Origin of the sequence: Janthinobacterium sp. BJB301, from assembly GCF_002735685.1 — a bacterium.
In the GTDB taxonomy this organism is placed as follows: Bacteria; Pseudomonadota; Gammaproteobacteria; order Burkholderiales; family Burkholderiaceae_D; genus Janthinobacterium; species Janthinobacterium lividum.
This window is the reverse complement of the sequence record NZ_PDZJ01000002.1, coordinates 1,061,787-1,082,355: the sequence shown is the minus strand read 5'-3', so window position 1 is coordinate 1,082,355 and position 20,569 is coordinate 1,061,787. Positions and strand designations below refer to the sequence as shown.

The window sequence follows — 20,569 nt, the reverse complement described above, 5'->3', positions numbered from 1 at the left end:
GCGGCTCGATCATCTTCGGCTGCGGCGCGGGTTTTTGCGGAAATATGGCAGCTGCAGCGCCACACTGACTGGATTTGCCTTGCCGGTATCACCGTTGCGGAGCCTTTCTCCGCGCACCATTGTTGTGCAGTTACCACAATACGCCTGCAGGAGCATCGCGTGAACGCCGTCCCGGCCGCCAGCGAGGATGCCCTGCTGAAAGACGCCTGGCGCGCCGGCCTGAATCTGGGTGCGCCTACCCTGCTGGGCATCGCCGCCTGGGGCATGGTGGTGGGCGTGGCCATGGTGAAAAGCGGCCTGACTGTCGCGCAGGCGGGGGCCATGACCCTGTTTGTCTTTGCCGGTTCGGCCCAGCTCGCGTCCTTGCCGCTGCTGGCCGCGCAGGCGCCCGTGTGGGTGATCTTTGCCACGGCCCTCGTCGTCAATTTGCGTTTTGTCATCTTTTCCGTGCTGCTGGCGCCCCATTTTTCCCATCTGCCGTGGCGCCAGCGCTTTGCGCTCGGCTATGTGGCGGGCGACATCACGGTGGGCCTGTTCCTGCAGCGCTACCCCCATGAAACGCCGGACCCGGCCAAGCTGCCTTTCCTGAAAGGCTTGATCTATCCCAACTGGCTGGCCTGGCAAATCGGTTCCTTCATCGGCATCGTGCTGGGCGCTGTCGTGCCGGCCGAATGGGGGCTGGGCTTTGCCGGCACCCTGGCGATCCTGTGCGTGACGGTGCCGCTGATCCTCAGCCGCGCCGCCCTGTGCGGCGTGCTGGTGGCGGGCACGGTGGCCGTGCTGGCCTTCAGTCTGCCGTATAAGCTGGGCTTGCTGGTGGCCGTGTTGGTGGGCATGGTCAGCGCGATGGCCGTGGAAGAGTTGACAGAAAAATGGACAAAACGCCATGTTTGACGGCATAGACTGGGGCAGGGCCGACGTGTGGATCGCCATTGCCGTGCTGGTAGTGGCGACAGCCGCCACGCGCAGCACCTTCTGGCTGATCGGCCATCACATCACCATTCCGCGCCGCGTGGGCGAGATGCTGCGCTACGCGCCGGCCTGCGCGCTGGCGGCCATCATCGCGCCCGACATGCTGATGGAGGGGCAGCAAGTGCACCTTGAATTGTCCAATTTGAAACTGTTATCCGGTATTGCCGCCACGCTCTTTTTTGTGATCCGCCGCAATATGCTGCAAACCATCGTGTTTGGCATGCTGGTTTTCACGGGCTTGCGACTGTTGCACGTTTTTCAGTAAAGCAGGACAAATCGGGGATTTGCGCTGGGCATTGCGGTAAAATAGCGCACTTCCTTCCACTCGTCATCTGGATCGCCATGTCAGCTGTTCTCAACTTCATTCGTCTGCAAGATTTGATCGCCCAAAATGCACTGCAAGGCAAGCGCGTGTTTATCCGCGCCGACCTGAACGTCCCGCAAGATGACAGTGGCAAGATCACCGAAGATACGCGCATCCGCGCCTCGGTGCCGGCCATCCGCGCCGCGCTGCACGCTGGCGCCGCTGTCATGGTGACGTCGCACCTGGGCCGTCCGACGGAAGGCGAGTTCAAGCCGGCCGACAGCCTGGCGCCCGTGGCCGCCCGCTTGTCCGAACTGCTGGGCCAGGAAGTCGCATTGAAACAAAACTGGGTCGACGGTGCCGGCCTGGAATCCCTGGCTGCCGGCCAGGTCGTCCTGCTGGAAAACGTGCGCGTCAACAAGGGCGAAAAGAAAAACAGCGATGAGCTGGCGCAAAAAATGGCGACATTGTGCGATATCTACGTCAACGACGCGTTCGGCACGGCCCACCGCGCGGAAGCGTCCACGCACGGCATCGCCAAGTTCGCGCCCGTCGCCTGCGCCGGCCCGCTGCTGGCCGCCGAACTCGATGCACTGGGGAAAGCTTTGCACGCGCCCGCCCGCCCATTGCTGGCTATCGTTGCTGGTTCGAAAGTATCGAGCAAGCTGACCATCTTGAAAGCCCTGTCCGACAAAGTCGATAACCTGATCGTCGGCGGCGGCATCGCCAACACCTTCATGAAGGCCGTCGGCTTGAACGTCGGCAAGTCGCTGGTGGAAGCGGAACTCGTCGAGGAAGCCAAGGCCATCATCGAGATCATGGCCAAGCGCGGCGCGCAAGTGCCGATTCCCGTCGATGTCGTGTGCGCCAAGGAATTCTCGCCTGTGGCCGTTGCCACCGTCAAGGACGTGGCCGACGTGGCGGACGACGACATGATCCTCGATATCGGCCCGAAAACGGCGGCCCTGCTGGCACAGCAGATCGCCGCCGCCGGCACCATCGTCTGGAACGGCCCGGTCGGCGTGTTCGAATTCGACCAGTTCGGCAACGGCACCAAGACCCTGGCCCTGGCCATTGCCGATTCGAAAGCTTTCTCCATCGCTGGCGGTGGCGACACCCTGGCGGCGATTGCCAAATACGACATTACCGATAAAATCAGCTATATCTCGACGGGCGGCGGCGCTTTCCTGGAGTTCCTGGAAGGCAAGACTTTGCCCGCAGTAGAAATTCTCATGCAACGTGCTGGCTGATAAAGCCTGACTGTAGTGCAATACCAAGCGCAGCCTGACCGCTGCGCTTTTACCTTGCCGGATGCAGCATCGAGCCGGCCTTGCTCACCTTCGCTCGCGCACAAGGACTCCTATGCCACGCGGTACAAAAATCGTAGCAACAATCGGCCCTGCCTCCACCGACTTCGATATCCTGGTGAAGATGATACGTGCGGGTGTCGACGTGGTGCGCTTGAATTTTTCCCATGGCAAGGCGCAAGACCATATCGACCGCGCGGCGCTGGTGCGTCTGGCGGCGGCCGAGTGCGGGCGCGAAGTGGCCATCATGGCCGACATGCAAGGGCCGAAGATTCGCGTCGGCAAGTTTGAAAACACGCGCATCCAGCTCGAAGCGGGCGAGCGCTTCATCCTCGACGCCAAGTGGGGCGAAAACGGCGAACTGGGCAACCAGGAGCGCGTCGGCCTCGACTACAAGGCCCTGCCGCGCGATTTGCACAAGGGCGACGTGCTGCTGCTGAACGACGGCCTCATCGTGCTGATCGTCGAGCGTATCCACGGCAGCGAAATCCACACCACCGTCAAGATCGGCGGCGAGTTGTCGAACAACAAGGGCATCAACCGCCAGGGCGGCGGCCTGTCCGCGCCCGCGCTGACGGCCAAGGATATGGAAGATATCAAGACGGCCATGAGTTTCCAGGCCGACTATCTGGCCATTTCCTTCCCGAAATGCGCGACCGACATGGAAATGGCGCGCCAGCTGGCCAATATCGCCGGCGAACCGTACCACCACAAGCCGATGATGATCGCCAAGATCGAGCGCGCGGAAGCCATTCCCGCGCTGCAAGAGATTCTCGATGCGTCCGACGGCATCATGGTGGCGCGTGGCGACCTGGCCGTGGAAGTGGGCAATGCGGCCGTGCCGGCCTTGCAGAAACGCATGATCAAGATGGCGCGCGCATCGAACAAGCTGGCCATTACAGCAACGCAGATGATGGAATCGATGATCGTCAACGCCGTGCCGACCCGCGCGGAAGTGTCCGACGTGGCCAATGCCGTGCTCGATGGCACGGACGCCGTCATGACGTCGGCCGAGACGGCCTCGGGCAAGTACCCGATCGAGACGGTGGAAATGATGGCCGCCATCTGCGTGGAAGCGGAGCAGTCCGAATACAACAAGCTCGATGCCGATTTCCTCAACGTCACATTTACCCGCATCGACCAGTCGATCGCGTATGGCGCGCTGTTTACGGCCCACCATTTGCGCGTGAAAGCCATCGTGGCGCTGACGGAATCGGGTTCCACCGCCTTGTGGATGAGCCGCCACAGTATCGATACGCCGATCTATGCGCTCACGCCCAGCGTGACGACTTTGCGCAAAGCCGCGCTGTACCGCAATGTTCGGGCGTATCATCTGATGCAGAACGCCCCCAGCGCGCAAGTGCTGAAGCAGGCGGAAGAGCTGCTGGTGGCGCAGGGCATCGTCCGCAAGGGCGACATGATCGTCGTCACCTGGGGCGAGCCGATGGGCCAGGTGGGCGGCACGAATGCCTTGAAGATTGTAACAGTGGGCGAATTTGAATAAGGCCCAAGAATTCAGGCGCCGGCGCGGTTATTGACCACCGCGAAGCGCCGCAACGGTTTCTATTGTTATCTGGAGTATTACCATGTCTCTCGTATCCATGCGTCAACTGCTGGACCATGCCGCCGAAAACGGTTATGGCATTCCTGCTTTCAACGTCAATAACCTGGAGCAAGTGCAAGCCATCATGGCTGCCGCCGATGCGCTCAACAGCCCGGTGATCATGCAGGCGTCCGCTGGCGCGCGCAAGTACGCCGGTGAAGCGTTCCTGCGCCACCTGATCGACGCCGCCGTCGAAGCGTATCCGCACATCCCTGTCGTCATGCATCAGGATCACGGCCAGTCGCCGGCCGTCTGCATGGCTGCCATCCGTTCGGGCTTTACGTCCGTCATGATGGACGGTTCGCTGGAAGCGGACGGCAAGTCGGTCGCATCGTACGAATACAACGTGGAAGTGTCGCGTGAAGTGGTGAAATTCTCGCACGCCATCGGCGTGACGGTGGAAGCGGAACTGGGCGTGCTCGGTTCGCTGGAAACCATGAAGGGCGACAAGGAAGACGGCCACGGCGCCGACGGCACCATGACCCGCGAGCAACTGCTGACGGACGTGGCACAAGCGGCCGACTTCGTGCAGCGCACCCAGTGCGACGCCCTGGCGATCGCCATCGGCACCTCGCATGGCGCCTACAAATTCACGCGCAAGCCAACGGGCGACATCCTGGCCATCGACCGCATCAAGGAAATCCACGCGCGCATCCCGAACACCCACCTGGTGATGCACGGTTCCTCGTCGGTGCCGCAGGAATTGCTGGCCATCATCCGCGAATTCGGCGGCGACATGAAGGAAACCTACGGCGTGCCAGTCGAGGAAATTCAGGAAGGCATCCGTCACGGCGTGCGCAAGATCAACATCGACACCGACATCCGCCTGGCGATGACGGCCGCGATCCGCAAGTACCTGTTCGAGAACCCGTCGAAATTCGACCCGCGCGACTTCCTGAAGCCAGCCCGCACCGCCGCCGAGCAAATCGTGCGCGCGCGCATGCAGGCTTTCGGCTGCGAAGGCCAGGCGTCGAAAATCAAGGTCATCACGATGGAAAAAATGGCCGAGCGCTACAAGGCCGGCGAGCTGTCGCAAATTGTGAAGTAAAATTCTGTCTGGAACGGGCCGGATGCAATGCTCCGTGCCCGACTTTCTCGACCGGCGGGCACCCCCTGCCTGCCGGTTTCGTTTCATCCAACTATTCCCCCGCTATGAACAGCCTCTATCAGACTTCCATCCACTCCCTGCCATTGCTGGGCCACGGCAAGGTCCGCGACAACTACGCCGTTGGCGACGACAAGATCTTGATCGTCACCACGGACCGCCTGTCGGCCTTCGATGTCGTCATGAACGAGCCTATCCCCGGCAAGGGCAAGGTTCTCAACCAGATGAGCGACTTCTGGTTCGAGAAACTGGGCCATATCGTGCCGAACCACCTGACCGGCGTGGCGCCGGAATCCGTGGTGGCGCCCGAGGAAGTGGAGCAAGTCAAGGGCCGCGCCGTGGTGGCCAAGCGCTTGAAACCGATCATGGTCGAGGCAGTCGTGCGCGGCTACATCATCGGTTCGGGCTGGAAAGATTACCAGGACACGGGCAGCATCTGCGGCATCGCCTTGCCAGCCGGCCTGCAGCAAGCGGAAAAACTGCCGGAACCGATCTTCACCCCGGCGGCCAAGGCTGAACTGGGCGAGCATGATGAAAACATCAGCTTTGCTGAAATGGAAGAGCGCATCGGTGCCGACCTGGCCGCCAAGATGCGCGATGTGGCCATTGCCCTGTACAAGACGGCCGCCGAATACGCGGCCACGCGCGGCATCATCATCGCCGACACCAAGTTTGAATTCGGCCTGGACGACAATGGCGTCATGCATCTGATGGATGAAGTGCTGACGGCCGACTCGTCGCGCTTCTGGCCTGCCGATTCGTATCAGCCTGGCATTTCGCCACCGTCGTTCGACAAGCAATTCGTGCGCGACTACCTGGAAACCCTGACCTGGGGCAAGACCGCTCCGGCGCCAGCCCTGCCGGCCGACGTCATCGAAAAAACCCAGGCCAAGTATTTCGAAGCCATCGAACGCCTGACGGGCGAGAAGCTGAAGGCCTGAGATGAGCGAGCAAAATAAGCCGCTGGTCGGCGTCATCATGGGTTCGTCCTCGGACTGGGAAGTGATGCAGAACGCAGTTGCCATCCTGAAACAGTTCGGCGTGCCGTACGAAGCGCAAGTCATTTCCGCGCACCGCATGCCCGACGAAATGTATGCGTACGCGAAAAACGCGCGCGCGCGCGGCTTGCGCGCCATCATCGCCGGCGCCGGCGGCGCGGCCCACCTGCCTGGCATGGTGGCCGCGATGACCATCGTGCCGGTGCTGGGCGTGCCCGTGCCATCGAAATACTTGCGTGGCGAAGATTCCATGCTGTCCATCCTGCAAATGCCCAAGGGCGTGCCGGTCGCCACCTTCGCCATCGGCGAAGCGGGCGCGGCAAATGCGGCGCTGACGGCGGTGGCGATGCTCGCGGCCAATGACGACGCCCTGGCCGAGCGCCTGGAAGCCTTCCGCACCACGCAAACGGCCGCCGCCAAGGCCATGGTCTTGCCTGAATAATGTGTTTGAAAAATAATGAATAGTAAATCGACTTCCCCATTGCTGCCCGCCGCTCATCCACCGGCGTGGCTGGGCGTGATGGGCGGCGGCCAGCTCGGCCGCATGTTTGCCCAGGCCGCCCAGAGCATGGGCTACCAGGTAGCTGTACTGGAACCGTCCGATGCCTGCCCTGCGGGGCAGGTGGCGCAGCGCCTCGTCCATGCCGGTTATGACGATGTGGCGGGTCTCGACGCCCTGGCGGCACAATGCCTGGCCGTCACCACGGAATTCGAAAACGTGCCGGCCGACAGCCTGTCGCGCCTGGCCAACCACGTCTTCGTGGCGCCGGATGCCCACGGCGTATCGGTGGCGCAGGACCGCATCGCGGAAAAGCGTTTCTTTGTCGACTGTGCGGGCAAGTCGGGCGTGCTGCCGGCGCCGCACATGGTCATCGCCACGCAGGACGACATCGATGCCATCGACGACGACTTGTTGCCAGGCATACTGAAAACCGTGCGCATGGGCTATGACGGCAAGGGCCAGTTCCGTGTGCGCACGCGCGACGATGTGCGCGCCGCCTTCGCGGAAATGGGACAAGTAACTTGCCTGTTGGAAAAGATGCTGCCGCTGGCGTATGAAGTGTCCGTGTTGACGGCGCGTGGCGTGGACGGCGAATCGGTCGTGTATCCGATCGCCGAAAACGTGCACCGCGACGGCGTGCTGTTTACCACCACCGTGCCGGGTCCGAACGTGTCGGACGACTGTGCCGCCAAGGCGCAGCGGGCGGCGCAAGCCATGGTTGCCGAACTCGGTTATGTCGGCGTGTTGTGCATCGAATTTTTCGTGCTGGAAGATGGCAGCCTGGTGGTCAATGAAATGGCGCCGCGTCCCCACAACAGCGGACACTACACGATGGACGCTTGCGTCACCAGCCAATTCGCGCAGCAGGTGCGGGCTATGGCGCGTCTGCCGCTGGGCGACGTGCGTCAGCATTCGCCGGCCGTAATGCTCAACATCCTGGGCGACGCCTGGTTTGCCGATGGCAGCGATGTTGCCTGCGAACCGGCGTGGGACCAGGTGCTGGCGCTGCCGGGCGCCTGTTTGCACCTGTATGGCAAGGATGACCCGCGCCGTGGCCGCAAGATGGGCCATCTGACCCTGATCGCCGCCACCTTGCCGCAAGCGCAGCAGCGCCTGCATGACGCTTGCCTGATCCTGGGAATCGCGCCGTGAGCGTGCCCGCACACGACCTGGCAGCGGCTTCTGCCGTGCTGGAGGCGGGCGGCCTCGTCGCTTTCCCGACGGAAACGGTGTATGGCCTGGGCGCCGATGCGGAAAACCCGGCCGCCGTGGCGCGCATCTATGAAGCCAAGGGCCGTCCATCGGACCACCCCGTGATCGTGCACGTGGCGCCCGGCGCCGACCTGGCGCACTGGTCCGACGACATTCCCGTGGAAGCGCAGCAACTGGTGGCTGCCTTCTGGCCTGGTCCGCTGACCCTGATCGTCAAGCGCGCCGCGCATATTCCCGACGCCGTGTCCGGCGGCCAGGATACGGTGGGCTTGCGCTGCCCGTCGCATCCGGTGGCTATCGCATTGCTACGCACCTTCAAGGGCGGCAACGGCGGCCTGGCGGCACCGTCGGCGAACAAGTTCGGCAATGTCAGCCCGACCACGGCGCAGCATGTGCGCGATGAATTCGCGGCGGAACTCGATAGCGGCTTGCTGGGCCTGGTCCTCGATGGCGGGCAGAGCGACGTGGGCATCGAGTCGACCATCGTCGACCTGTCGCGCCTGGCCACGCACGGTCCCGTGCTGTTGCGTCCCGGCCATATCAGCAGCGAGCAGATCGCTGCCGTCATTGGCCGCGCACCGGCCGTGGCGGACGCAGCTGCGCCGCGCGCCTCGGGCACCCTGGAATCGCACTACGCGCCGCACACGCCTGTTGCGATGCAACACAGCGACGACGTGGGCGCCACCTTGAACCGCCTGCTCAATGACGGGCGCCGCGTGGCCCTGATCCACTACTCGGATCTGCCGCCGGCCAGCGCCAGCGTGCGCCTGGCGGCGATCCCGGAAAACTACGCATATGCGCTGTATGCCTCGCTGCGCACGATGGACCAGGTCGGTGCCGAGCTGATACTCGTTGAAGCACCGCCCACCGGCCCCGCGTGGCTGGGCGTGAATGACCGCTTGCGGCGTGCCGCGTTCGGCTCAAGTGGTATCTTGCAGCAATTCCTGTCCCCATCATAAAAAGCCCCGCAAGGGGCTTTTTCTTGATGCAGCGCAATAGCGATGCTTGCCACGAAACATAGTAAATCCTCCATAATTCAGCGGATCGCCCGGTTGTGACAGGGCACCGGCGGTGTTGTTATTCCGTTGATTTTTAAAACATATTTTCTATACAAGCCTGAGGAACGATGGCATATTAGTTGGGTAGCGAATAGCACGCCCGTTCGTTTAGAAACCAGAAAAAAGACCGAGGAGACAAAATGCATCAAACAAAATTCGCGCTGGCCGTGCTGGCTGCCGCTGTCCTGGCAGGTTGCGGCGGTGCCAGTGGCGGTGATCAAACCTTGAAAGTCAAATACACGGCGCAGGTGTCGTTCGGCGACAGCCTGTCCGACGTCGGCTCGTATGCCGTGGGTACGGTGGCGGCGAAAGGTGGCGGCAAGTTCACCATCAATGGCGACAATACCAAGATCAATCCTGAACTGACGGGCAAGAACTGGACCGAGCACCTGGCCGCGCAATTCGGCTTGGCCGCGCCATGTGCTGCCGAGACTGGGTTGGAAGGCAATGCGGCGCAGGGCTTGGCCGTTGCCCGCGTCAAGCATGCAGGCTGTTTCGGCTACGCCATGGGTGGTTCGCGCGTGACCAATCCGGTTGGCCCGAATAACAAGGCGACGGGCAGTCCGCTGGGCGCCCTGACCGTGCCCGTGGTGACGCAGATCGCTAACCACCTGGCTGTTTCCGGCGGCAAGTTCAGCGGCACGGAAGCCGTTTTCGTGATGGCAGGCGGCAATGACGTGCTGTATCAGCTGGGCGCATTGCAAACGGGCGCGACTGCCGCTGGCCAGGCTGCTGGCGCGGCCGCTGGCGCGCAGGCCTTCGCCACCAACCTGACCATGGCCCTGGCGGCCGGTGCCACCAATCCTTCCACGGCAGCGGCTGCCATCGGCGCCGCTGTCAAGACGGCCAGCGCGGCGCCTGGCGCCACGTCGGCGACCATCGTTGGTGCCGCCGTGCAAGCTGCTGTCATTGCCGGTAATACGGCCGTCGCTTCGCCTGCCGTATATGGTCCGCTGGTCGCCAAGGCACAAGCCGATGCGACGGTGACGGGCAATGCTGCCGGTGCCAAGGCTGGCGCCGATTACGCTGCGGCGAACGGCCCCGCGCTGGTTACGGCTATGGGACAGGCCGGCAAGGAACTGGTGGCACTGATCACCAATCAGATCATCGCCAAGGGCGCCAACTATGTGGTGGTCAACAACCTGCCGGACGTGGCCGGTACACCATCGGGCTTGAGCAAGGATGCCAATACCAAGGCGCTCATCAATGCCATGGTCAGCGCCTTCAATGGCGAACTCAAGGCGGGCTTGACGGGCAATGCGAAAGTCTTGCTGGTCGACGTGTTTGCCGTCAGCCATGACCAGGGCACCAATCCTGGCCCGTATGGATTGACCAACGTCAGCGAGACGGCATGCGACCTGAGCGCGCCGGGCAATATCCTGGGCAGCTCGCTGGTCTGCAATGGCTCGAACCTGAAGGCGGGCGACGTCAGCCACTACTCGTATGCCGACGATGTGCATCCTACGCCGTTCAACAACCTGTTGCTGGCCCGTTATGTGGCCAAGGACATGGTCGTGCGGGGCTGGCTGTAAGGGATGGCCGCACCGGCTGTGCCTGGGAGGCGCGGCCGGTGCCGGCAGCGACAAGACTCGAAAGCGGAACACTTCGCACATATTGAATCAGGAGACAAGATGAAGAATCGTTTGAATACCGCTGTACGCGTGCTGGCCGCGGCAGCCGCGATGGCCATGGCGACGGGCGCTTCGGCGCAAAGCGCAGGCACCTGGATGGCCAAGGCTGGCCTCAACAAGATCACGCCGCACGTGGACAGTGGCGACATTTCCGCGCCGGCACTGCCGGGCACCAAGGCCGACGTCAAGTCGGATACCAAGCCCATCCTGACCTTTGCCTACATGATCACGGACAATGTTTCCGCTGAAATGATCCTGGGCGTGCCGTACAAGCATGACTTGATCGGTGACGGTTCCATCAAGGGCACGGGCAAGCTGGGGACGGCGGAAGCCTTGCCGCCGACGGCCTTCATCCAGTACCGTTTCTTCCAGCCGAATGCGATGATCCGCCCTTACGTGGGCGCGGGCTTGACGTATGCATATTTCCAGAAGGAAAAAGGCTCGGGCCAGATGACGGCCTTGCTGGATCCGGGTGGAAAACCAGTGACCTACCGCATGGACAACAAGCTGGCTGGCAGCCTGGTGGTCGGCAGCACCTTGGCCATCAATGAGCGCTGGTTTGCCGACGTGGCCGTGGTCAAGACCTACCTGAAAACCAGGGCGAAATTCTCGACGGGGCAGACGCAGGATATCAAGCTCGACCCGGTTGCCGTGAGTGTCAGCATCGGGTATAACTTTACCCTGTAAAACAAAAAATCCGCCTCGGCGGATTTTTTTTATCCCGCTCAGGCTGGCGGTGTATTGAACTTTCCATTGTGGAAGATCAAGGGCGGCTGCGCGGCAAAAGCGCATTGTTCCACTTCGCCCACGAAAATGACGTGGTCGCCTTCCGGGTAGCGGCTGCGGTTGTGGCATTCGAACCAGGCCGACGCGCCTTTCAGGATGGGCTGGCCCGTGCGCGACAGTTCGTATTCCACGTCGTCGAAGGGATTGGGCGTGCGGCGTGAAAAGCGCTGCGCCAGTTCCGCCTGGTCGGCGCCCAGCACATTGATGACGTAGTGCGAGTTGCCGCTGAAAATGGGCATGCTGTTCGCCACGGACCCGAGGCTCCATAGCACCAGGGGCGGCGACAGCGAGACGGAATTGAAGGAACTGGCCGTCAAGCCACGGAAACTGCCGTCGGCCAGGCGCGTCGTAATGACCGTCACGCCGGTGGCAAACTGCGACAGTGCCTGACGGAAATGCGTCGTATCGAATTCTTGCGCTGGCGCGCGGGGAGAGCGTGTGTTCATGGGTGACCTGTCTATTTGCTGACATTATGCCAAAAATCGGCCGCGCCAGCGCAATCGTGGCCTGCATGCCCCTATGTGCGGTGCTTCACGCGCCGTTTCAAGCGACGCTGCAGGCCATGGCGCTTTACGTTACAGTGGTGAAATGATACGTCGTAGAGGCGTTGTAGGAGGGCATCATGAATGAGCAGACGGAAGTGGCGGTATTGGGCGGTGGCTGTTTTTGGTGCCTCGCTGCCGTGTATGCGGAAGTGCGCGGCGTGACGCGCGTCGAGTCCGGCTACACGGGCGGCAGCGTGCCCAACCCCACGTATGAACAGATATGCACGGGCGACACGGGCCACGCGGAAGTGGTGCGGCTGGAATTCGATCCTGCCGTCATCAGTTACCACGACTTGCTGGAAATCTTTTTTACGCTGCACGATCCCACCACCCTGAACCGGCAGGGCAACGATGTCGGTACGCAATACCGTTCCGTCATCCATTACCAATCGGCCGGGCAGGAAAGCGTGGCGCGCAAGGTACTGGCCGAAATGGCCGGCGTGTGGGATGCGCCCATCGTCACGCAGCTGGCGCCGGCAGCCACCTTTTATACGGCTGAGGATTACCACCAGAATTATGTCGAGCAGCATCCCTTGCAGGGCTATTGCGCTCTGGTCGTCGTGCCCAAGGTGGAGAAATTCCGCGCCATGTACGCGGGGCGCCTGAAGTGATGCCCAGCGTGCCTGTCAGCTGGCGAGCACGGGCGCCGGCTTGGCGTCCTGCGCATACATATAGTTGCGCGACCAGGGCAGGGTGGAAGAGCGCCGTCCCGCCTTGACGCAGACGATCTGGTACAGGCTGATCAAATCTTGCTCGAAAGCATAGGCACAGCCGGCCAGGTAGACGTGCCAGATGCGGAAGCGCCGTTCGCCCGCCAGCGGGCGGATCTGCTCGGCATGGGCTTCAAAATTCTCCGTCCACAGGGCGCAGGTGCGCGCATAGTGGCGCCGCAGGTTTTCCACGTCCAGCACTTCCAGTCCCCCTTGCTGCATGGTCTTGAGCACATTGCCGATGTGCGCCAGCTCGCCGTGCGGAAACACATATTTTTCGATGAATTCCCCGCCGCCATACGGCGTTTCGCCATTGTCAGGATCGGTCGAGGTGATGCCGTGGTTCATCGCCATGCCATCGGGCGCGAGCAGCTTGTTGATGATGGAAAAGTAGTCGGGTAAGTGTTTCAGGCCCACGTGCTCGAACATGCCCACGCTGGTGATGCGGTCGAACTGGCCCGTCACGTCGCGGTAATCCTGCAGGCGGATGTCGATCAGGTGGGCCAGGCCGGCCGCCGCCACGCGCTCGCGCGCCAGCGCATACTGGTTTTCCGACAGGGTCACGCCCACGCAGCGGGCGCCATATTGTTGTGCGGCACGAATGACGAGGGCCCCCCAGCCGCAGCCGATGTCGAGCAGGGTCTGGCCCGGCTGCAACTGGATTTTTTTCAGGATATGGTCGATCTTCTTGACTTGCGCCTGCGCCAAGGTTTCATCGCCGTGTTCGAAATAGGCGCAGGAATACACGAGGGCGGGGTCGAGAAACTGTTCGTAGAACGCGTTCGACACGTCGTAGTGGTAGCGGATGGCTTCGGCATCCTTGCTCTTGTCATGCGTAAAGCTGCGCACGATGCGCGCCAGCTTGCCTTCCGGCTTCAAGGTATTGCGGGCCAGGGCATTGCAGATGGAAATCATGTCCATCGCCGTGCCCTTGACTTCGATATTGCCTTCCACGTAGGCCGAGCCCAGATTGGCCAGCGACGGGTTCAGCAGATAGCGGGCCGAGGCGACGGTCGGCAGGCGGATGGTGACTCTGGGCGCTTCGCTGGACAGGTCGACATGCTGGCCATTCCACAATTCTATGCGTAGCGGCAAGGCGGTCTTGCTGCGGATGCTGGCGATCCAGGACTTGAGTTGGTTTTGTACAAACAAAATGGCCTCCAATGCAGCAACCCCAGCTGGGGCCGCAAATTGAGAAACAATGTCATTTAGTAACTTCTACCCTCATAGCCTACACCTATATTGACCAGCTTGCTTTGCGCCGCCTTGCTTATCCTGCTCAGGGTTGCAAGCGCTGCATGCTCCATTGCCCGTCAGCACCGCGCGTAAACACGATGCGGTCGTGGAAGCGCGAACGGCGTCCCTGCCAGAACTCGATGCGTTCCGGCTGCAAGCGGTAGCCGCCCCAATGGGCCGGACGCGGCGGCTGCGCGTCGCCGATGGCGGCGGCCACGGCCGCGTAATGGCTTTCCAGCTCGGCGCGGCTGGCGATCGGTGTACTTTGCTGTGAGGCAATCGCCGACAGCCGGCTTTGCACGGGACGTACATTGAAATACTCGTCGCTCTCGGCCGCCGTGGTCTTCACCACCGTGCCCTCGATGCGCACTTGCCGCTCCAGCTCGCGCCAGAAGAACAGCAGGGCGGCGTTTGGATTGTGCTCGAGCTGCTGGCCCTTGTCGCTGTGGTAATTCGTGTACCAGGTAAAGCCCCGTTCATCGAACTGCTTGATCAGTACGATGCGCGAGCTGGGCTTGCCATCAGGCGTGACGGTGGACAAGTCCATGGCGTTCGGCTCCATCACCTGCGCGTTGACAGCCTCGGCAAACCATTTCTGGAACTGGGCGATGGGATCGGCCAGTACATCCGTCTCGCTCAGGCTGGACTGGACGTAATCGGTGCGCATGGCCGCCAGCACGGCGGCCGCGTCCGGCACTGCGGCGGCTTCTGGCGCATCGGGTGCGATGCCGCGACGACGCTGCATGGCCGTGCCCAGCTGTTCCATCTGTTGCGCGCTGAACAGGCGCTTGGCCATGGGTGCCAGTTGCCCCTCTTCCTTGGCCATGTGGGCCTGGTAGGCGGCGGCATAGTCGCGCACGCCATCATGCGACAACTGCGAGTCCGTGCCGGCCGCGATGGCGTCCAGCTCCGGGCGCAGGGTCAGCCAGGCCTGGTCCATGCGCTGGTGGTCGGCCAGGATTTCCGGCACCAGGGTCGCCAGCAAGGCGGCGTCCTCGCCCGTGGCCGTCGCCTGCAGCATGGGCATCAAGTCCTGCTCTTCATCGTCATGGTGCAGATGGGCGGCTTTATTGAAGTATTGCAACACGGCCTTGGCCGCCTGCTGCGCTTCCGGCGTGTTGCCATTCTGTCCCAGGTGGCCCAGCAGGTTTTGCAAGGTCGTCAACTGCTTGCGGATCTTGTCGTGGCAATGCTTGAGCACGGCGATGGGCTGGTCAAAGCCGGGAACGGAGTCGAACAGGGGAGAGGTCATGGCGTGTTCTCGTGGTGGGCGGTGTGGGGGCGCGGCGACAATGCAGCTTGTCGCTGTGTCAATTCGGCTATTTTAGAATATCCGCCAGCGCAGTGTCCGTTAAAATGGCGCCATGCATACCTCCACCAATGAACTAATTTCCATGGACTTGACCGAGATCGATTTTGAGCGGCGCTTCGGCGGCATTGCCCGCCTGTACGGCGCCCCCGCGTTGGCACGCTTCCGCGCCGCGCATGTGTGTGTGATCGGCGTGGGCGGCGTCGGTTCCTGGATCGTCGAAGCGCTGGCGCGCAGCGCCGTCGGCCGCCTGACCCTGATCGACCTGGACAATGTTGCCGAATCGAATATCAACCGCCAGATCCAGGCCATGAGCGACACCATCGGCAAGGCCAAGATCACGGCCCTGGCCGAACGCATCGAACTGATCAACCCGTTTTGCCAGGTCACGCAGGTCGAGGATTTTATTACCCCTGATAATCTGGACCAGTTGCTGGGCGGGTGCGATTTCGACTATCTCGTCGACGCCATCGACAATGCCAAGGCGAAAGCGGCCGTGATCGCGTATTGCCGCGCGCGCAACATTCCCATGCTGACCATCGGCAGCGCGGGCGGGCAGACGGACCCGACCTTGATTGCCGTGCGCGACCTGGCGAAAACGGAACAGGAACCGCTGCTCAAGCGCGTGCGAAAACTGTTGCGCACCGAATATGGTTTCCCCCGTGGCGTGAAAAACAAATTCAATGTCGACGCCGTGTTTTCCATGGAACCGTTGAGCACGCCCGAGAGCGCGGAAGCGTGCACCATCGATGGTGCGCCCGCCGGCGTCACGGGCCTGAACTGTGCCGGCTTCGGTTCCAGCGTGGTGGTGACGGCCAGCTTCGGCATGGTGGCGGCCGCCCATGTGCTGAAAAGCTTGCGCCAGGACAAAGTTGCTGAAGTGCCAGCGCCAATGCCAGTGCCGGACGCCGCCTAGGTTAATTTCCTGCTGGCCAGGATGCGGTAGTCGCCGCTGCTTTTGAACGATTCCACCAGCACCAGCTCGTCCGCCTGCCAGGCGATGGGCGCGAAGTCCTGGCTGGCCGGTGGCGGCGCCTGGCGCGCCAGTGTCACGTGCGGCGTAAAGCGGTCGTGCTCGAAGCGCGGCGCCAGCCCCTGCTCCATCAGGCCGTGCATGCAGGCCGCGCGCACGTCCAGCAGGGCGGGCGAGGGCTGCGCCAGGGCGGCCCAGGCCAGCGCCAGCTTGGGGAAGTGGCTGGCGTGATCGAACAGCAAGGGCATGGGACGCGCCGGCAAGTGCGCCAGGATGTCCAGCAGGGCCGGCAGCTCGCTGGCCGGGCGCTGGCCCAGGAAAGCCAGGGTCAGGTGCAGCTTGTCCGGGCGCACGGGCTTGCCGTCCAGCAGCGCCTGCCAGGCGGCCAGCGCCGCGCGCGTGGCCGCATCGGGCCACAGGGCGTAAAACAGGCGGGGGCAATGGGTATCGGGCGACAAGTTTTTCCTATCGTTGCGGCGGTTTGCTATTATTGGCGTTCCCTGCCAGGTTCGTAGGTGCAGGGATCTTACCGAAACTCACTGAAAGAATACATCATGACGCGTAGCTCCGTTTTGTTTGCCCTGATCTGCTCCGTCGCCGCGTCGCTGGCGCAGGCACAGGCGCCAGCGCCTGTTCCCGCCTCCGCCGTCTCGCTGAGCCCTGGCCCTGTCGCCGATAAATTGATTCTGATCGACAACAAGGTCGGCACGGGCAAGGAAGCGTCCGCTGGCAGTAATGTCACCGTGCATTACACGGGCTGGCTGTACCGTCCCCTGGCGAAAGATTCGCGCGGCAAGAAGTTCGACAGTTCCGTGGGCCGTGGCCCGTTTGACTTCCCGCTCGGCAAGGGCATGGTCATCAAGGGCTGGGACCAGGGCGTGGCCGGCATGAAAGTGGGCGGCAAGCGCACCCTGATCATTCCAGGCGAACTGGCCTATGGTCCGCGCGGTGCGGGCAACGGCGACATCCCGCCGAACTCGGCACTGATCTTCGACGTGGAATTGCTGGACGTGAAGTAATTGTTCAGTTTGGCGGCGGCGCATGCTCGCGCCGTCGCTAAAAGCGGTAGACTGGGGTTTCTTGAAATAGCGGAGCCTCCTTCCATGAACATCGCCAACGACGTCACTGAACTGATCGGCAACACCCCCCTGGTGCGCATCAACCGCATCGCCGCCGGCAGTGTGGCCACCATCCTGGCCAAACTCGAATTCTATAATCCCGCGCACAGCGTCAAGGACCGCATCGGCCTGTCCATGATCGTCGCCGCGGAAGCCGCAGGCAAGATCCATGCCGATACCGTCATCGTCGAGCCCACCAGCGGCAACACGGGCATCGCGCTGGCCATGGTGTGCGCCGCGCGCGGCTACCGCTGCACCCTCGTCATGCCCGACACCATGAGCCGCGAGCGGCGCATCCTGCTGCGCGCCTATGGCGCCGAGCTGGTGCTCACGCCCGGCAGCGAAGGCATGCTGGGCGCCATCCGCAAGGCGGAGGAACTGGTGGCAGCCGACCCGCGCTACTTGATGCTGCAGCAATTTAACAATCCCGCCAATCCCGCCATCCACCGCGCCACGACGGCCGAGGAAATCTGGCGCGATACGGATGGACAAGTGGACATCGTCATCGCCGGCGTGGGCACGGGCGGCACGATCACGGGCATCGGCGAAGTGCTGAAGGAACGCAAGCCTGGCCTGCAAATGATCGCCGTGGAACCGGAAGCATCGCCGATGCTGTCGAAGGGGACCAAGGGGCCGCATCCGATCCAGGGCATCGGCGCCGGCTTCGTGCCGCAGATTTTGAACACGGCCATCTACGACGAAATCATTTGCGTCAAGAATGACGACGCGTTTGCCACGGCGCGCCTGGCCGCCAGCGACGAAGGCTTGTTGGTCGGCATCTCGTCGGGCGCCGCCCTGTGGGCCGCCCTGCAAGTGGCGCGCCGCCCGGAAAACGCGGGCAAGACCATCGTCACCATCATCCCGTCGTTCGGCGAGCGTTACTTGAGCACTGCTCTGTACGCAGGCCTGGGCGACTGATTCAATAGCAGCGGCAGGGCTATCCTTTCCGCCAGCGCCCGGTTGCCCGCATCGCCCGGGTGCAGGTGGTCGCCCGAGTCGTAGGCGGGCAGCAGGCGCAGCGGATGCGCGGGATCGCGCGCCCAGGCATCGAAGTCGAGTATGGCGTCGAACGTGCCGCTGTTGCGTATCCACGCATTCAGTTGCTGGCGCAGCGCATCTTTTTCTGGCTGGTAATAGTCACTCAGGGGCGTGCCGGGCAGGGCGCCTGCGAACGGCGTCAGGGTGGCGCCGACCACGCGCACGCCGCAGCTGCGGGCCTGGGCCACCAGCTGGACGTAGCCGGCCGTCAACTCCTCCAGGGTCGGCCTTTGCACCCGTGGCGCAAACGCCGTGCCGGGCCAGCTGATGTCATTGATCCCCAACAAGACGACCACCGAGCGCACGCCCGGTTGCGCCAGCACGTCGCGCTCGAAGCGCGCCAGGGCATTGACTCCCATGCCATCGGACAACAGCCGCGCACCGGAAATGCCCGCATTGATCACGGCCACGCCCTGCGGCGCCAGGCGAGCGGCCAGGAAATCGGGCCAGCGCGCATCCATCCCCAGGCTGGCGCTGGCGCCATCGGTAATCGAATCGCCAAGGATGGCCACGGCTTGCGTCCCCGGCGCCGCTTGCACTTCGATGGCGCTGAGCAAGAGGCGCGCCGTGGTGGTCTGGGTCTGCACGCCGGCTTGTGCATCATCGATGCGCGCGGCCCGCGTCTGGTCATGCGGGGCGATCCACGCCGTCTCGCGTCCATCCCAGTGAAACGTGGAGACGGGGCTGGCTTGCGGCAAATGGATGCTGACCGTCAGCCGGGCCAGGTCCGGCACGGACAGGTCGACGGGGTCGCTGATGATCGGCGCGCCCGGCGCCACGCTGGCCGAGGGTTGGCCGGCAAACGTCAGCGTGCGCAGGCTGCCGGGTTTGATGGCTGAGCCGGACGCGGCCAGGGCCACGGTGGCCGTGCCGATGCGCAGCGGCACCTTGCCATACGCATTCGACAGCACGATGCGTACGCGCGGGCCGCCCACGCTGAGGCGCGCCACCTGGCGCACGGTTTGCCCGTGCAGCACGGCGGGCACATTGCTGGGGAACAGGAAGTCGCTGCTCCACACGGCTTGCGGACTGGCCGTCCAGCTGGCCAGCCAGGCACGGGCAGGTTCGGCGTTGGCGGCCTGGACAGGGCTCGTGCCGAGTGCCAGGCTCAGCAGAGCGGCGGGGAGGAGGGAAAATCGTTGCATGGCGGCTCGCTTCATCAAGGGGAATGTGCGCATGATGAAAGCAAAGCCATTTATGTACTAGACTATCTCATCGAAGAACATTTATGAGTTGAATTCACAATGGCCAGACTGGAAGTGTTTGTGCGCGTGGTGGAACTGGGCGGCTTTTCCGCCGCCGCGCGCGCCTGCGGCATGACGCCCTCGGCCGTCAGCAAGCTCGTCTCGCGGCTGGAAGAGCGCCTGGGCGCGCGCCTGTTGAACCGCTCCACGCGCCAGCTGCAACTGACGGCCGAGGGCTGCGGCCTGTATGAACGGGGCCGGCACGTGCTGGCGGCCCTGGACGAGGCCGAGCGCTGCGCCGGTGTGCAGGATGTGCCGCGCGGCAAAATACGCGTGAATGCGAACGTGCCGTTCGGCCAGCATTTTTTGCTGCCGCTGGCGCCGCTGTTTCTGGAACGCTTTCCGGAGGTGACGCTCGACATCGAGCTCACGGATGCAGTGGTCGATATCCTCGAGCAGCGCACGGATGTGGCCGTGCGGGCCGGGCCCCTGAAAAGTTCCAGCTTTCTGGCGCGCAAGCTGGGCCAGACGCGCATGGTGATCGTGGCGTCGCCAGCCTACCTGGCGCGGCGCGGCACGCCGTTGAGGCCTGCCGAGCTGGCATCGCACAATCTGCTCGATGCCAATTACGCGCGCGCCCGCTCGGGCTGGCCGCTGCGCTTGCCCGAAGGCGACATCGTCGTGCCGGTCACGGGCAATGCGCAAGCGAGCGATGGCGAAGCCTTGCGGCAACTGGCGCTGGCGGGCTTGGGACTGGCGCGCCTGGCTGCCTTCCAGGTGCGGGCCGATATCGCGGCCGGCCGTCTGCTGGCGCTACTGGAAGACTGCAACCCCGGCGACAGCGAGGAAGTGCATGCCGTGTTCGTGGGGCAAGGCGGGCATGTGCCGCTGCGCGTGCGCGTCTTGCTTGATTTCCTGGCGCAGAATGTCGACCTGGACTGAGCGTGTCCAGGCGCATTAGGCTACAGGCGGACACGG

21 protein-coding genes are annotated in these 20,569 nt (G+C 63.1%); 16 read left to right on the top strand and 5 right to left on the bottom strand.

Features of this window, described 5'->3' with window-relative positions; all coding sequences use genetic code 11:
• The first annotated feature begins 159 nt into the window (after nucleotides 1-159).
• The 11 genes from CSQ91_RS18155 to CSQ91_RS18105 all read left to right on the top strand — a co-directional run bounded on the left by CSQ91_RS18155 (nucleotide 160) and on the right by CSQ91_RS18105 (nucleotide 11,379).
• Nucleotides 160-894 (top strand): AzlC family ABC transporter permease, encoded by a 735-nt coding sequence (locus tag CSQ91_RS18155; protein WP_099389143.1) that lies wholly within the window; start codon nucleotides 160-162, stop codon nucleotides 892-894.
• Entirely contained in the window at nucleotides 887-1,237 is a 351-nt protein-coding gene (locus CSQ91_RS18150; RefSeq protein WP_034780613.1) for an AzlD domain-containing protein, read from the top strand. The genes CSQ91_RS18155 and CSQ91_RS18150 overlap by 8 nt, the downstream gene beginning before the upstream one ends.
• Nucleotides 1,238-1,314: 77 nt before the next feature.
• On the top strand, nucleotides 1,315-2,526 hold the full coding sequence (locus tag CSQ91_RS18145; RefSeq protein WP_099389142.1) for a phosphoglycerate kinase: 1,212 nt from the start codon (nucleotides 1,315-1,317) through the stop codon (nucleotides 2,524-2,526).
• A 112-nt stretch (nucleotides 2,527-2,638) separates the two neighbouring features.
• Entirely contained in the window at nucleotides 2,639-4,087 is a 1,449-nt protein-coding gene (pyk, locus tag CSQ91_RS18140) for a pyruvate kinase (RefSeq protein WP_034780607.1), read from the top strand.
• 82 nt (nucleotides 4,088-4,169) lie between these two features.
• Nucleotides 4,170-5,234 carry a class II fructose-bisphosphate aldolase gene (gene fba, locus CSQ91_RS18135; RefSeq protein WP_010401625.1) on the top strand — a complete coding sequence of 355 codons (1,065 nt, stop codon included), beginning with the start codon at nucleotides 4,170-4,172 and terminating at the stop codon, nucleotides 5,232-5,234.
• A gap of 104 nt (nucleotides 5,235-5,338) precedes the next feature.
• Entirely contained in the window at nucleotides 5,339-6,232 is an 894-nt protein-coding gene (locus CSQ91_RS18130) for a phosphoribosylaminoimidazolesuccinocarboxamide synthase (protein ID WP_034780603.1), read from the top strand.
• A 1-nt stretch (nucleotide 6,233) separates the two neighbouring features.
• On the top strand, nucleotides 6,234-6,731 hold the full coding sequence (gene purE / locus CSQ91_RS18125; protein WP_099389141.1) for a 5-(carboxyamino)imidazole ribonucleotide mutase: 498 nt from the start codon (nucleotides 6,234-6,236) through the stop codon (nucleotides 6,729-6,731).
• 15 nt (nucleotides 6,732-6,746) lie between these two features.
• Nucleotides 6,747-7,943: a 5-(carboxyamino)imidazole ribonucleotide synthase gene (locus CSQ91_RS18120; RefSeq protein WP_099389140.1), complete on the top strand. Its 1,197-nt coding sequence runs from the start codon at nucleotides 6,747-6,749 to the stop codon at nucleotides 7,941-7,943.
• Nucleotides 7,940-8,962, top strand: coding sequence for an L-threonylcarbamoyladenylate synthase (locus CSQ91_RS18115; protein WP_099389139.1), 1,023 nt, complete (start codon nucleotides 7,940-7,942; stop codon nucleotides 8,960-8,962). The genes CSQ91_RS18120 and CSQ91_RS18115 overlap by 4 nt, the downstream gene beginning before the upstream one ends.
• Nucleotides 8,963-9,201: 239 nt before the next feature.
• Nucleotides 9,202-10,593 (top strand): SGNH/GDSL hydrolase family protein, encoded by a 1,392-nt coding sequence (locus CSQ91_RS18110; protein WP_099389138.1) that lies wholly within the window; start codon nucleotides 9,202-9,204, stop codon nucleotides 10,591-10,593.
• A 99-nt stretch (nucleotides 10,594-10,692) separates the two neighbouring features.
• The gene (locus CSQ91_RS18105) at nucleotides 10,693-11,379 is read left to right on the top strand and encodes an OmpW/AlkL family protein (protein ID WP_070281675.1); all 687 of its coding nucleotides are present in this window, start codon (nucleotides 10,693-10,695) and stop codon (nucleotides 11,377-11,379) included.
• A 38-nt stretch (nucleotides 11,380-11,417) separates the two neighbouring features.
• On the opposite strand, the gene CSQ91_RS18100 is transcribed toward CSQ91_RS18105, so the two are convergent.
• The gene (locus tag CSQ91_RS18100) at nucleotides 11,418-11,924 is read right to left on the bottom strand and encodes a flavin reductase family protein (protein WP_034780584.1); all 507 of its coding nucleotides are present in this window, start codon (nucleotides 11,922-11,924) and stop codon (nucleotides 11,418-11,420) included.
• A gap of 176 nt (nucleotides 11,925-12,100) precedes the next feature.
• Here CSQ91_RS18100 and msrA point away from each other — a divergent pair, with 176 nt between their 5' ends.
• Nucleotides 12,101-12,634, top strand: a complete 534-nt coding sequence (msrA, locus tag CSQ91_RS18095) for a peptide-methionine (S)-S-oxide reductase MsrA (RefSeq protein WP_034780844.1) — start codon at nucleotides 12,101-12,103, stop codon at nucleotides 12,632-12,634.
• 15 nt (nucleotides 12,635-12,649) lie between these two features.
• Here the strand turns inward: msrA and CSQ91_RS18090 are convergent, their stop codons facing one another.
• Nucleotides 12,650-13,885: an SAM-dependent methyltransferase gene (locus CSQ91_RS18090; protein ID WP_034780842.1), complete on the bottom strand. Its 1,236-nt coding sequence runs from the start codon at nucleotides 13,883-13,885 to the stop codon at nucleotides 12,650-12,652.
• A 127-nt stretch (nucleotides 13,886-14,012) separates the two neighbouring features.
• On the bottom strand, nucleotides 14,013-15,221 hold the full coding sequence (gene pdxH, locus CSQ91_RS18085; RefSeq protein ID WP_099389137.1) for a pyridoxamine 5'-phosphate oxidase: 1,209 nt from the start codon (nucleotides 15,219-15,221) through the stop codon (nucleotides 14,013-14,015).
• A gap of 112 nt (nucleotides 15,222-15,333) precedes the next feature.
• On the opposite strand from pdxH, the gene CSQ91_RS18080 reads away from it, so the two are divergent.
• Nucleotides 15,334-16,194, top strand: coding sequence for a tRNA threonylcarbamoyladenosine dehydratase (locus CSQ91_RS18080; protein WP_257217390.1), 861 nt, complete (start codon nucleotides 15,334-15,336; stop codon nucleotides 16,192-16,194).
• On the opposite strand, the gene thpR is transcribed toward CSQ91_RS18080, so the two are convergent.
• Nucleotides 16,191-16,709 carry an RNA 2',3'-cyclic phosphodiesterase gene (gene thpR / locus CSQ91_RS18075; RefSeq protein WP_180278453.1) on the bottom strand — a complete coding sequence of 173 codons (519 nt, stop codon included), beginning with the start codon at nucleotides 16,707-16,709 and terminating at the stop codon, nucleotides 16,191-16,193. The genes CSQ91_RS18080 and thpR overlap by 4 nt on opposite strands.
• A gap of 96 nt (nucleotides 16,710-16,805) precedes the next feature.
• On the opposite strand from thpR, the gene CSQ91_RS18070 reads away from it, so the two are divergent.
• Together CSQ91_RS18070 and cysK are read left to right on the top strand one after the other, a co-directional pair.
• Entirely contained in the window at nucleotides 16,806-17,270 is a 465-nt protein-coding gene (locus CSQ91_RS18070) for an FKBP-type peptidyl-prolyl cis-trans isomerase (RefSeq protein ID WP_034780576.1), read from the top strand.
• An 84-nt stretch (nucleotides 17,271-17,354) separates the two neighbouring features.
• On the top strand, nucleotides 17,355-18,287 hold the full coding sequence (cysK, locus tag CSQ91_RS18065) for a cysteine synthase A (RefSeq protein ID WP_099389134.1): 933 nt from the start codon (nucleotides 17,355-17,357) through the stop codon (nucleotides 18,285-18,287).
• On the opposite strand, the gene CSQ91_RS18060 is transcribed toward cysK, so the two are convergent.
• A complete protein-coding gene (locus CSQ91_RS18060) occupies nucleotides 18,248-19,552 on the bottom strand; it encodes an SGNH/GDSL hydrolase family protein (protein WP_218963759.1) in 1,305 nt (434 codons plus the stop codon). The two genes, cysK and CSQ91_RS18060, sit on opposite strands and share 40 nt — an antisense overlap.
• A 99-nt stretch (nucleotides 19,553-19,651) precedes the next feature.
• On the opposite strand from CSQ91_RS18060, the gene CSQ91_RS18055 reads away from it, so the two are divergent.
• Entirely contained in the window at nucleotides 19,652-20,533 is an 882-nt protein-coding gene (locus tag CSQ91_RS18055) for a LysR family transcriptional regulator (protein WP_099389132.1), read from the top strand.
• Nucleotides 20,534-20,569: the final 36 nt, after the last annotated feature.

Coding starts and splice junctions, on each gene's coding strand:
- CSQ91_RS18150 (WP_034780613.1), top strand. CDS start 887: ATGTTTGACGGCATAGACTGGGGCAGGGCCGACGTGTGGATCGCCATT.
- CSQ91_RS18145 (WP_099389142.1), top strand. CDS start 1,315: ATGTCAGCTGTTCTCAACTTCATTCGTCTGCAAGATTTGATCGCCCAA.
- pyk (WP_034780607.1), top strand. CDS start 2,639: ATGCCACGCGGTACAAAAATCGTAGCAACAATCGGCCCTGCCTCCACC.
- fba (WP_010401625.1), top strand. CDS start 4,170: ATGTCTCTCGTATCCATGCGTCAACTGCTGGACCATGCCGCCGAAAAC.
- CSQ91_RS18130 (WP_034780603.1), top strand. CDS start 5,339: ATGAACAGCCTCTATCAGACTTCCATCCACTCCCTGCCATTGCTGGGC.
- purE (WP_099389141.1), top strand. CDS start 6,234: ATGAGCGAGCAAAATAAGCCGCTGGTCGGCGTCATCATGGGTTCGTCC.
- CSQ91_RS18120 (WP_099389140.1), top strand. CDS start 6,747: ATGAATAGTAAATCGACTTCCCCATTGCTGCCCGCCGCTCATCCACCG.
- CSQ91_RS18110 (WP_099389138.1), top strand. CDS start 9,202: ATGCATCAAACAAAATTCGCGCTGGCCGTGCTGGCTGCCGCTGTCCTG.
- CSQ91_RS18105 (WP_070281675.1), top strand. CDS start 10,693: ATGAAGAATCGTTTGAATACCGCTGTACGCGTGCTGGCCGCGGCAGCC.
- CSQ91_RS18100 (WP_034780584.1), bottom strand. CDS start 11,924: ATGAACACACGCTCTCCCCGCGCGCCAGCGCAAGAATTCGATACGACG.
- msrA (WP_034780844.1), top strand. CDS start 12,101: ATGAATGAGCAGACGGAAGTGGCGGTATTGGGCGGTGGCTGTTTTTGG.
- pdxH (WP_099389137.1), bottom strand. CDS start 15,221: ATGACCTCTCCCCTGTTCGACTCCGTTCCCGGCTTTGACCAGCCCATC.
- CSQ91_RS18080 (WP_257217390.1), top strand. CDS start 15,334: ATGCATACCTCCACCAATGAACTAATTTCCATGGACTTGACCGAGATC.
- CSQ91_RS18070 (WP_034780576.1), top strand. CDS start 16,806: ATGACGCGTAGCTCCGTTTTGTTTGCCCTGATCTGCTCCGTCGCCGCG.
- cysK (WP_099389134.1), top strand. CDS start 17,355: ATGAACATCGCCAACGACGTCACTGAACTGATCGGCAACACCCCCCTG.
- CSQ91_RS18060 (WP_218963759.1), bottom strand. CDS start 19,552: ATGCAACGATTTTCCCTCCTCCCCGCCGCTCTGCTGAGCCTGGCACTC.
- CSQ91_RS18055 (WP_099389132.1), top strand. CDS start 19,652: ATGGCCAGACTGGAAGTGTTTGTGCGCGTGGTGGAACTGGGCGGCTTT.